This window comes from Planctobacterium marinum, from assembly GCF_036322805.1.
GTDB classification, from domain to species: Bacteria; Pseudomonadota; Gammaproteobacteria; order Enterobacterales; family Alteromonadaceae; genus Planctobacterium; species Planctobacterium marinum_A.
This window is the reverse complement of sequence record NZ_AP027272.1, coordinates 3,502,293-3,514,336: the sequence shown is the minus strand read 5'-3', so window position 1 is coordinate 3,514,336 and position 12,044 is coordinate 3,502,293. Positions and strand designations below refer to the sequence as shown.

Annotated in this window: 8 protein-coding genes; 3 read left to right on the top strand and 5 right to left on the bottom strand. The window is 45.8% G+C overall.

Translation table 11 applies throughout. The annotated features are described in order from the left end of the window. Window positions 1–6: 6 nt before the first annotated feature. The 5 genes from AABA75_RS15670 to AABA75_RS15650 all read right to left on the bottom strand — a co-directional run bounded on the left by AABA75_RS15670 (window position 7) and on the right by AABA75_RS15650 (window position 8,281). Window positions 7–1,743 carry a FecR family protein gene (locus tag AABA75_RS15670; RefSeq protein ID WP_338293604.1) on the bottom strand — a complete coding sequence of 579 codons (1,737 nt, stop codon included), beginning with the start codon at window positions 1,741–1,743 and terminating at the stop codon, window positions 7–9. Between the two features lie 180 nt (window positions 1,744–1,923). Continuing rightward, window positions 1,924–3,312, bottom strand: a complete 1,389-nt coding sequence (locus AABA75_RS15665; protein WP_338293603.1) for a tetratricopeptide repeat protein — start codon at window positions 3,310–3,312, stop codon at window positions 1,924–1,926. 126 nt (window positions 3,313–3,438) lie between these two features. After that, window positions 3,439–5,151: a proline--tRNA ligase gene (locus AABA75_RS15660; RefSeq protein ID WP_338293601.1), complete on the bottom strand. Its 1,713-nt coding sequence runs from the start codon at window positions 5,149–5,151 to the stop codon at window positions 3,439–3,441. 134 nt (window positions 5,152–5,285) lie between these two features. After that, a complete protein-coding gene (tsaA, locus tag AABA75_RS15655; protein WP_338293600.1) occupies window positions 5,286–6,005 on the bottom strand; it encodes a tRNA (N6-threonylcarbamoyladenosine(37)-N6)-methyltransferase TrmO in 720 nt (239 codons plus the stop codon). A gap of 101 nt (window positions 6,006–6,106) precedes the next feature. Then, a complete protein-coding gene (locus AABA75_RS15650; RefSeq protein ID WP_338293599.1) occupies window positions 6,107–8,281 on the bottom strand; it encodes a M3 family metallopeptidase in 2,175 nt (724 codons plus the stop codon). 266 nt (window positions 8,282–8,547) lie between these two features. Here AABA75_RS15650 and AABA75_RS15645 point away from each other — a divergent pair, with 266 nt between their 5' ends. From AABA75_RS15645 to AABA75_RS15635, 3 genes are read left to right on the top strand one after another with little or no spacing between them, the layout of a single operon-like run. Then, window positions 8,548–9,471: an ABC transporter ATP-binding protein gene (locus AABA75_RS15645; RefSeq protein ID WP_338293598.1), complete on the top strand. Its 924-nt coding sequence runs from the start codon at window positions 8,548–8,550 to the stop codon at window positions 9,469–9,471. Further along, window positions 9,471–10,205, top strand: coding sequence for an ABC transporter permease subunit (locus tag AABA75_RS15640; protein WP_338293597.1), 735 nt, complete (start codon window positions 9,471–9,473; stop codon window positions 10,203–10,205). The genes AABA75_RS15645 and AABA75_RS15640 overlap by 1 nt, the downstream gene beginning before the upstream one ends. Further along, on the top strand, window positions 10,205–12,043 hold the full coding sequence (locus AABA75_RS15635) for a GldG family protein (protein ID WP_338293596.1): 1,839 nt from the start codon (window positions 10,205–10,207) through the stop codon (window positions 12,041–12,043). The genes AABA75_RS15640 and AABA75_RS15635 overlap by 1 nt, the downstream gene beginning before the upstream one ends. Window position 12,044 lies beyond the last annotated feature (1 nt).

Genomic DNA, 12,044 nt, shown 5'->3' with positions numbered 1-12,044 from the left:
ATTCCTTTACGGGTTTTCGCCGACGATAAAAGAGCCATTTACGTTATTATTTCCTTGAGATAACTGAAATCCACCATTGATGACATCGCCTTCATTGGCAAAAAAAGTGTCAAATAAACTGCCTTCGCCTCTTGCATTGCCATTTGGGATGTTTGAATTGCCGTACGTTACCTCCGTCTTATCAAACAACAGGTCTGCGCCGAAAATTAGTCCCTCAAAGGTGGCATGCCAATTGCCACCGTCGTCAGTCAAGGAGAGCTCTGCTGAAGTGTTTTGTGGGGCATCGAAGTTAACGGCAATATTGATGCTTAAGTTTCGCGGGTTTTGGTTGCCCGACATCGAACTGCTGATAAGTTGGGAGTAGTTTGCAGAGCCCGTTCTGGCCGCAATAATTTCTGGTGCCACCCGGGTGTTATTATCTATAGTTTGGATAATTTCATCTTCCCGGATTTGCTCATCTTCATCATTGAAGGGCGTGTTTTCAGTATCTAGCCCGGTATCTGTGGTTTCCGTATTGGTTTCTAAGGTTGGTGTTCCAGTTGTGGCTGTATCAAGGCTGGAATCTGTACCAGGCCCAGTTGTTTCTGTATCAGCGGGCGTACCATCCGTACCACTGTCGTTGTTTGTAGAAGTCTCAGTTCCTTGAGTGGGACTTGAGTTATCACCACTGGTGCTGTTTGTCCCATCATTCTGGGCTCCATCACCCTCTGCATTATTACTACCGGTCCCGGTTTGTGTTTCGCCGTTTTCGTTTGAGTTGTCGGAACCATCCGAGCCATTAGAACCATCTGAGCTATCAGAACCATCCGAATTGTCGGATTCATCAGTACCGCCAGACTCATCGGATTCAGTGGATTCAGTGGATTCATTGGATTCACTAGACTCATCGGATTCATCGGACTCATCGGATTCATCGGATTCATCGGATTCATCGGATTCATCGGATTCATCGGACTCATCGGACTCATCGGATTCATCGGATTCATCGGATTCATCGGATTCATCGGATTCATCGGATTCATCGGATTCATCGGATTCATCGGATTCATCGGATTCATCGGATTCATCGGATTCGTCGGACTCATCTGACTCATCGGATTCTTCTTCCTCTTCTTCACTGCCATCATCGGAGTGGCCTTGATTAAAGTTTTCCGGTGGTTCCAATAATTCAGTGACTTCACCCTCTTCGTTAATTATGCCAAAAGAGAAATCCTCACCTTCACCAAATGAAACTTGTTGATCTGTTCCACCAACATCAACATTAACGTCAATGGCACCATCCCAAACAGCGATAAACATTTCACCGTCCACTATCTCAATTTCGTAGTGTGTACCTCGAATACCAATCGAGCCCACCGGTGTTTTGAGTTCGTATGTGCCGTCGTTAGACTTTATGGCACCAGTAACCGAGCGCAAGCCACCTTCCACTAACTCAAGGACTGCTGAGTTTTGACTATTTGCTTCGTTGTATTGATATTCGGAAATAAGCAGAGTGGTGTTTTCTTTTAACGCTAACAAAGTACCATCAGTCATGCGAAACTGGGCTTTGCTTTTGGCTGCTGTTGTTACCGTGTCGACATCGTAAATGGGCGCACGACGTTTCAGCTTTCTGATATTCGTCTCTTCTTCAAAGGCATTTACCTTGCCTTTTGCGATCATGGTCTTACCCGCAGGATTGAGGGCAAAAACTGGATTACATACACAACAAAGTGATAAGGCAACCAAAGACAGTTTCAATCGCATAAACTCTTCTCATCTGGTTCGAGTCAGAAAACTGATTTTGTGCAAAATGTACTCATCGGTTTCCGACATTACTATAAGTATAGTTTCGGATAATCTGGAATTAACTCAAATAACAAGATGTCTAAAAATGAATCAGTTCACAGAATTAGAAACTCACACTCCATAATTCAGGATTTCTAACTAAAAACTTCTCGTCACTGAAAACGTCGCCGTTGTTCTGTCGTAAGCATATATATCAACACTACTGCGTTTATCGGTATAGGTGACGCCCCCGGAAATCTTCCAGTCGACATTCAGCAGATAATCAAGACTCAACGAAAGATTAAAGCTTTCTTCTTTTCTTAGGGCACCTATTGCTGGGTTAATCCCATCGTGCTCGATGTCTTGATAACGGCTATTGGCAATAATCAACCATTCACTACCTATCGGGCGTACCAAGGTGTAGCTTAACAGCCAGAAGTTTTTGCCATTACTAGTACTTACGAGGTTGTCTTGCTTACCTTCATCGTCTCCGTAGCCCAATTCAAACATGTGAATGGTGTTGCCAAAGTAGGTCAATCTTGTGCGTCCGGAGTACTGGTGGATGTCCTGGTCATCATTGGCATTGACATTAACACTGGCATAGCTTATACCCCACAACCACTGCCAGTTGTCCGCTACAGGCCAACTGGCGTCAAGCGACACACCATAAGCAGCGCGATAAAATTCACTATCTAAGATCATGGGTTGCACGTAACCAGAGAAATTGACTGTGGCACCCCAGTAATGGTCAGTGAAAGCACCCGTCATGCTCAGAATCTCTCTATCCAGCTGGCTTTGACGGTTGTATTGCGTATTTACATAAGTGGCATTAAAGCTAATGGAACTTTTCTGGTTCAGTTTTCTACTGTAAATGTAGTTAATGCCCACATCAGTACTGTGGTCCGTTTGCTCCAGACTGGATTCATCGAGGCTACCAATGATGGGATAAAATGGACTTTCAACAGGAATATTGGCGAGGTTATCCAAGGTAGTACCACTATTGGCATTGGAGTCGTAAGTCTGGGATAGTTTTACATTGAAAGCGTGACTTTGCACTGCATTGCTCTTTAGCTCTGTAATTTGTTGCAGGTAGTTGCGGACTCTTTGGGCATCTGCAGGTTTCAAGTCTTCTTTCAGCAGACGGGTCAGTTCGGTTTGTGCGGCGCCTAAGTTTTTCACCTGAAAATAACTGAATGCCAGATAAAGACGAGCTAATAAAACATCAGGTTTGACTAATAAAACGCGCTCAAAAGCAAATACCGCCTCCTGAAAATAATCCGCTCCATAGGCTGCCTGACCGGCCAGTAAGTCGAAACCTGGATCGCCACCCCATGCTTCAATGAGCTTATTGGAAAGGGCAAAAGCTTCCGAAAACCGCTTTTGTTTAATCAGCGTTTGTAAATTTTTAAGATCTTCTGGCAGGCTTTCCGATGCTGAGGCTTTTGTAGCCGTGGCATTCGAATTTGAGGATTGTGCCAAAGCGGGCATTCCCGCAGTGGCTAAAATCATGATAGACAGGTATTGAGCTGTCTTTTGGCGAAATGGCATTCTAAGCGTCCTTTTTCGTCATTTTTTACCAGAGTCCGCTGAGCTTTTCTGTAATATTTCACAGCAAAGCACGCCACACTCTTACTCACCTTGTACAGCTCAAACAAATGGTGAGTTCGACTTATTTTAGTCTTTCAATAAGTCCATGATGAAGGTATCTAGGCCTTCCAGGTCTACCAGTTGTTTTTCGCCAGTACGACGATTCTTATATTCGCATTTTCCAGCATCCAGGTTGCGTTCCCCGATAACAATCGAGTGAGGAACACCCAATAACTCCATATCGGCAAACATCACGCCCGGGCGCTCTTTACGATCATCGAACAAGATACTGTCTCCCAATGGCGAAAGCTTTTCATACAGGCTTTCCGCAGCTTCCTGGATGCGATGGGATTTGTGCATGTTCATAGGAATTATAGCCAATTTAAACGGAGCGATAGCTTCTGGCCAAATAATTCCATATTTATCGTGGTTTTGTTCGATTGCTGCCGCCACAATTCGCGATACACCGATACCGTAACAACCCATTGTTAAGGTTTCGTGTTTGCCTGACTCGGTTAACACACCACAGTGCATGGCCTCGCTGTATTTTTTACCCAGCTGGAAGATGTGTCCTACTTCAATCCCGCGTTTAATTTCAATGGTTCCATTGCCATCCGGAGAAGCATCACCAGCGATAACATTCCTGATATCCACGATAGTACACTCTGATACATCTGACCAGGATGCCGCGTAGGTATGGAAACCATTTTCATTGGCACCACAAACAAATTTAGACAGGTTTGCAGCGCTGCGATCAACGTAAACCGGGATGGATAATCCTACAGGACCAACAGAGCCTGTTTCCGCTCCACATATCTCCAGCACTTCTGCTTCACTAGCAAACTGCATTTCTCCCGACCAAGGGAGCGCCTTTTGTGCTTTAATATCATTCAGTTGATGATCGCCACGTAAGCACAGAGCAGCATAGTGCGAAGTATCCTCTTGAATGATTTTGACGATTAACGTTTTAACACAGTTTTGTGCTGACACATCAAGTAACTGGCTCACCTGCTCAATGGTTTTTGTATCAGGTGTGGCGACTTTATTCGCTTCACCAGATAGTGGTGATTTTGGTTCAACGGCGACCGCTTCGGCCATCTCTACGTTTGCGGCAAAGTCAGAGCCTGTACTGAAGGCAATGGCATCTTCACCTGAGTCAGCAAGCACGTGAAATTCGTGGGAAACACTGCCGCCAATGGAGCCGGTATCTGCAATTACCGGACGATAATCTAATCCCATACGCTCGAAGATACGGCAATAAGCGTCATACATCTTTTGATAGGTTGCAGATAAACAGTCTTGCGATAAGTGGAAAGAGTAGGCGTCTTTCATGGTGAATTCTCGTCCGCGCATAATACCAAAACGAGGGCGAACTTCATCGCGGAACTTGGTTTGGATCTGATATAGATTCAGTGGCAATTGCTTGTAACTGGATACTTCGGTTTTCACCAGGTCTGTAATGACTTCTTCATGCGTTGGGCCTAAAACGAAATCACGCTCGTGGCGGTCTTTAATGCGCAGTAACTCAGGCCCATAATCTTCCCAGCGCCCCGATTCTTGCCAAAGATCCGCAGGCTGTACTACTGGCATCAATACTTCCACGGCACCGGCGCGATTCATTTCTTCGCGCACAATTTGGGCCACATTATTGAGCACTCTCAATCCGGTAGGTAGCCAGGTATAGAGACCTGAAGCAAGTTTTCGAACCAGACCGGCTCGCAGCATTAGCTGATGGCTAATGACTTCAGCGTCGGCAGGGGTTTCTTTTAAAGTGGAAAGCAAATATTGGCTGGTGCGCATTTATGAAATTGTCCTGTACCATCGCTTTTGTCTGGTGTCTTTAAAGTGCAAACAAAAGCATCATAAATTCAAAAAATAAAACTGCTGCTAGTGTACCAGAGCGGCGTTATGTTCCTAGCAAAAAAATGTCGAATTTATGCCTTATTCACTTCAAAAACCTCGATTTTGTTATCGATGACCTGCCAGCGAAAATTAAAATCATCAAAGCTGGTGCCATACTGATGAGCGTCTTGTTTGGCTTGTTTGCGGTAGGCGGGACGAGGATCCTGTGCCAATACTTCTTTTACTTGAACTTCAATTGTCTTATGGTCACTGCTCAGCGCTTTTAATTTACACAATGCTTCAGTCGTAAAGTGCACTGCCATTAGTTGAGGAGCGTCAGGTGCGAAACCGCTATGGGCGTTCGGTATAGCATCAACATAGGCGATATAGGGTTTGATGTCGTAGATGGGGGTGCCATCCGCCAGATCCAGGCCAGAAACCTGCAGCCTGACCTCTTGAGCGGTCGTTGCCACATTCACTAATGGCACCACAGATATACCAAAGCCATTGGGGCGAAAGCTACTGCGGGTGGCAAATACGCCTTTTTTCTGGTTACCACCCAGTCGAGGAGGGCGCACCTGAGGCTTCCAACCTTGTTGCAAGTTGTGGTGGAAGCGAAACAGTAACCAGATATGGCTGAACTCTTCTATACCCTCAAAGGCTTCAGCAGTACCAAAAGGCAGGGGAACAACAACCTCACTGATAACCGAGGGGGTGAGGTTTGGCTGCCTTGGAATGGCAAACTTCTCCTTGAATGGAGATTTAACCTGGCCAATGGCGCTGATTAGGTTTTCGGACTCGCCGTCTTTCACTGAGCTGACATTTCCCAAGCTGTTAGTTCGGCGGATATTATAAGCAAAAATGGCCTGCAAAGCAGACCATTTAAAATAAAGTGGTGATTAGCGTTTGCGGTCTAATCAAACCCTCTGTTTCTCAGCAGGGCATCAGTAGTTGGGGCGCGGCCTCTGAAGCCCTTATAGGCTTCAAGGTAATCAAGCGTATCCCCACGACTGTAAATAAAGTCATAGAGTCGCTTGGCAGTTTCTTCGTCAAAGATATCTTTGGCTTCCAAGAAAGCGTCAAAACCGTCAGCGTCCAGAATTTCAGACCACATGTAAGCATAGTATGCCGAATGGTAGCCGCCAGAGAAAATATGACCGAAATGGGTGCTGCGGTGGCGCATGATAATTTCTTCAGGTTTACCATATTCCGTGAGGATCTTATCTTCAAACTCTCTAACTTTGATATCCGACGCGTCTGTCAATCTGTGGTAAGCCATATCCACTAAAGCAGAAGCTGTGTATTCAACGGTCGCGAAGCCCTGATTAAAGGTGCCGGCGTTTTTGATGCGTTCAATTAAAGCCTCTGGCATCGGCTCATCAGTTTTGTAGTGGCGTGCGAACTTCTCCAACATGTAAGGCTGTTCGATAAAGTGCTCATAAAGTTGCGCCGGAAACTCAACCCAGTCTCTTGGTACGCTGGTACCTGCAAGGGTTGGATAGGTCACATTTGACAGCAAACCGTGTAGAGCGTGGCCGAACTCGTGAAACAAGGTGACTGCATCTGAATAGCTCATCAGCGTTGGCTCGCCCTCTACGGGTTGGTTCAGGTTCATGTTGTTGATGATGAGCGGTTTAACCTCTCCGGCTAATTTTTGTTGCGTTCTGAATGCACTCATCCAGGCGCCAGAGCGTTTAGTGTCTCGGGCGTAATAATCACCATAGAATAAACCGATGGTGTTGCCTTGGGCGTCATTGACTTCCCAGGTTCTCACCACCTCGTTGTATACCGGGATATCGTCACGCTCTTTGAAGGTCAATCCAAATAAACGGTTGGCTACATAAAACTTGGCCTCAATCATATTTTCCAGTTCAAAATATTCTGCGATTTCCGCCTGATCCAGGTCGAAGCGGGCTTTGCGGACTTTTTCGGCATAATAGCGCCAATCCCAAGCAGCAAATTCATGCTCAGCGCCTTCTTCTTTCATCAGTTCAAGGATCCACTGGCGTTCCTGTTCAGCTTTGGCAATCGCAGGTGTCCAGACTTTAGACAAAAGCTCCATTGCAGCCTCAGGGGTTTCAGCCATGGTATTTGATAACACCAGATCTGAGTGATGCTCATACCCTAACATCTGAGCGCGATCAGCACGTAACTGGACGATTTCTGCCACAATGGCCTTGTTGTCATATTCGTTATCGTTATCGCCACGCATCGCCCAGCCATTGAAGGCTTTCTCGCGCAGATCGCGGCGAGAAGAGAACTGTAAGAAAGGTTCGACGCTGGAACGTTGCAAAGTAATAACATATTTTTCGGGCATATCACGGGCTTCAGCTTGAGCTGATGCCGCATCAATTAAAGATTGTGGTAAACCATCCAAATCGGACTCTTCCAATACCATGGTGAAATTGCGGGTATCATTGAGAGAGTTCTGTCCAAACGCCGTTGTCAGTTCCGAAATACGCTCGTTGATCTGAGCTAGCTTTTCTCGCTGTTGAGGTGTGAGGTTGGCACCAGCGCGAACAAAATCAGCGTAGGTGCGCTCCAACAAACGTAACTGTTCCGCGTCTAGCATAGCCTGATTTCGGTTGTCGTAAACCGCTTTGACACGTTTGAACAAATCCTCGTTCATCTGAATTTGATTGCTGTGACGCGTTAATTTAGGCGAAATCTCACGCTGTAATGCTTGCATCTCTTCACTGGACTCGGTACCCGTCAGATTGTAGAAAACTCTTGCTACGCGGGTGAGTTCTGCGCCCGACAATTCCATTTGGGCAATGGTATTTTCAAAGCTCGGGACACTGTCCGCTGTCGCAATGGCATCAATTTCCGCTTTGTGCATTGCCATCGCTTTTTCGAAAGCAGGTAAGAAATGCTCTGTTTTGATTCGGGAAAATGGTGGCGCACCGAACGGAGTGCCCCACGTTTCGAAAAATGGATTGGCTTCTGTTACTGCGCTTTCACTGGCAGCGACTTCAGCCGATGTTGAACTATTTTCTGTCGCTTGATGCTGCTTTGAGCATCCGGCGGTGGTAAGCGCCAGTGCGACTGTAGCAGCTGATGCCACTAGTCTTAGTTGCTGAAAAGACATGTTCTCTCCTGGTTATTATTATGGTCATTGTCCTGCTTTATCGATTAGCAGGTTTGGGGTAAATGTTACAATATAACAAATGTGTTTGCAGTGTCTGAATGTGTTTTAATCTGATTTACAGTGCGATATTTTCGAAATATAACGGCGTTTGATAATCGGAGATCTTAGTTACAAATTTTTGCTTGAATTCCACAACCAAAATCGCCATATCTTTCTTGCTTTTTTGCGCCACCTTTGTGTAACAGCTTGATCCTTTAGGGAATATCATGATTTCAGTAAAAAATATAACAAAAAGGTTTGCTCAGTTTACTGCAGTAAATCGGCTTTCATTTGATGTTAATCCCGGAGATGTAGTGGGGTTTTTAGGGCCAAACGGTGCCGGCAAGTCCACTAGTATGAAGATGATCACCGGGTTTTTACCGCCGGATTCGGGTGAGGTGCTGGTCAACGGCCAGTCCGTGACCACTTCACCACAGGAAGTTCAGCAGCAAATTGGCTACCTGCCGGAAGGGGCACCTGCCTACGGTGACATGACGGTATTGGCGTTTCTCAATTTCATCGCTGAAGTTCGCCAGATTGATGCTCAGTTAAAAAGTCATCGCATAGCTGATGTCGTAGCTAAAGTTGAATTGAGCGCGGTATTGGACAAACCTATCGAAACCTTATCCAAAGGTTTTAAGCGCCGTGTCGGTTTGGCTCAGGCATTGATCCACGATCCGGCAATCCTGATTCTGGACGAACCAACTGATGGTCTGGATCCAAATCAAAAGCACCAGGTGCGAAATCTCATCAAAAATTTAGCGAAAGACAAAATAGTCATTATTTCAACTCATATTCTCGAAGAAGTGACGGCAGTGTGTAATCGCGTTGTGATTATTTCTGATGGCGAAAAATGCTTCGACGATACGCCGCAAGCACTATTGCAAAAATCTCGCTATTACCGGGCCATAAATTTGACCTTGGACAAGGCGGTAACTGGCTCTGTGAGCGAATTACTGCCTGGCGGAGTGCAGTGGGAGGCAGGGGCAAGTGAGAATAATCTGATATTGTTTCCTGGCGCGCAAACTATTCAGTTGCACGAACTGGAGAATCTATTTGAAGGGCAGGGTTACCAGGTTCAGCAAATGCATATAGAAGCCGGTCGTCTGGATGAGGTCTTTCGCACAATCACTCTCAAGGAGGCGAGCTAATGAATATGGTCAATGTTTTGTTTAAACGCGAGTTTGCTGGCTTTTTTGCGACGCCAGTAGCTTATGTTTTTATCCTGATTTTTTTAATGTTGTCGGGGATCTTTACCTTTTACATCGGTAATTTCTTCGAACGTGAACAAGCGGATTTATTACCGTTTTTCAACTTTCATCCATGGTTGTACCTTTTCTTAGTACCCGCCATGGCAATGCGAACCTGGTCAGAAGAGCGCAAGTCCGGCACTATCGAGTTGCTAATGACGCTGCCGGTTACCACCTGGCAGATCACCCTTGCCAAGTTTTTAGCCGCTTGGGCGGTCTTGGGATTATCTCTGATTTTAACCTTTCCGTTGTGGTTAACAGTGAATTATCTCGGGCAGCCAGATAATGGCATTATCCTCGCTGCATATATCGGCAGTTGGTTGATGTCGGGGGCATATTTGGCCATCGGGATATGTATGTCGGCATTAACTAAATCACAAGTAATCGCCTTTATCTTGTCAGTTGTCATTTGCTTTTTGTTCGTACTGAGCGGTTCAGGAGTCGTGTTAGAAGCGTTTCAGGGGTGGTTACCCACTATTCTGGTGGACACAATCGCTTCTTTCAGCTTTTTGACCCACTTTGAAAGTATGTCCAAAGGCGTACTTGCCATGAATAACTTGATGTATTTCCTCATCAGCATCGGTGTCTGGTTATTTGCCAGTTTGTTGATCATTGAGCAAAAGAAGGCGGACTAATGAAATTTTCTAATACAGTTACTTATCCATTATTGGCCGTACTATTTTTTGGCCTTGTATTACTCAGCAATCAGCTATTTAAAAGTGCCAGAATTGACCTGACAGAAAACCAGGTTTATTCATTATCAGGGGGTAGTAAGTCAATTCTCTCTGAAATTGATGAACCCATTGAGTTGTACTTCTTCTTCTCTGATAAAGCCTCAGAGGGATTAACCACAATACGCAACTATGCGGATCGAGTGGAGAGTCTCTTACAGGAGTACGAATCGGCATCAAATGGCAAAATTAAGTTACACCTGATTGACCCGGAGCCGTTTTCTGAAGCGGAAGACCTGGCGAATGACTACGGTCTAACCGCTGCCTCAGCAGGCATGGGAATGGATCCGATTTATCTGGGCCTTGCGGGTAGCAATGCGCTGGACGATGAGAAGATTATCCCCTTTTTCGACCCCTCCAAAGAGCAATTCCTGGAATATGACTTAAGCCAGCTAATTTATGAGTTGAGCGATCCTGAACCCGTAAAAGTGGGCTTAATCACCGGTTTGTCACTGACAGGGGGGCAAAATCCCATGACCGGTCAATTTGATCCTGCGTGGACCATCTACGAGCAAATACAACAGCTATATCAGCTTGAAGATGTTGATAGTTCGGCTCAGTCGCTACCCGAAGGTTTGGATGTTCTATTACTTATCCATCCCAAAGGGCTCTCTGATGAAATGCTCTACGCCATTGACCAGTTTGCTTTGAATGGTGGCAAGATTTTAGCTTTTGTCGATGAGCACCACGAGTCAGATCCCATGGCAGCAATGTCTGGTATGGCTGGTGCTAATAGCTCTAACATTAACCGGCTAATCAGTGCCTGGGGGATTGAGGTAGACGCAGAGAAAGTCTTGTTGGATGCCGCTCTGGGCTTAGATATTCGTACTCAAACTGGCGGTATTACAAAACACCTTGGATTTGTAGGCTTACAAGCTCCCGGTTTTGACGATGAAGATGTGACTACTGCGAATCTGGACTCCATTAATGGCGCTTCCTTTGGTGTGATTACATTATTGCCAGAGGCAACTACAACCATTACGCCACTGTTGCAATCCAGTGAATATGCCGCAACCGGCTCTAGCATGGCCTATGCCATGACACGGGATCCGGAACAATTGTTTGGGCAATTTGATCAAGCCCAGGCTGCACAACACAATTTGGCTGTGCGTCTCAGCGGCTCTGCACCATCCGCTTTTGAAGGTAAGCCAGAGACAGCACAATCAGCAGCTGAGCACCTGAGTCAAACTGATAAACTCAATGTGATCGTTGTAGCAGATACAGACATGCTCACAGATCGGTTTTGGGTGAACAAATCCAACTTTTTTGGACAGATGATCGCTTCACCATTTGCAGACAACGGTGCTTTTGTTACTAATGCTATCGAAAATCTGGGGGGCAACAATGCCCTCATCAGTATTCGCAGCCGTGGCACTTTCGCCCGTCCATTTGAAAAAGTAGATGAGTTGACGGTAAAGGCCGAAGCGCGGTTCAGAGAGCAAGAACAAGCTCTGGAAGAACAACTGGCACAAACTGAGCAACAGCTGGCTGAATTGCAGACCAGCGGTGGAGAAGATGGTTTATTGGTGTTAAACGAAGAGCAACAAGCGGCCATTGATAGCTTTATGGACAAGAAAATCCAGATCCGCAAGGAGTTACGGGAAGTACGTCACCAGTTAGACAAGGATATCGAGTCATTGGGGGCGCAACTAAAACTGATTAATATCATTGTCGCTCCGCTAATACTGGTTTTAGCGGTGTTTTTTTTACGTCGTTCGTTTCGCTTAAGAGGAGCAGCATGAC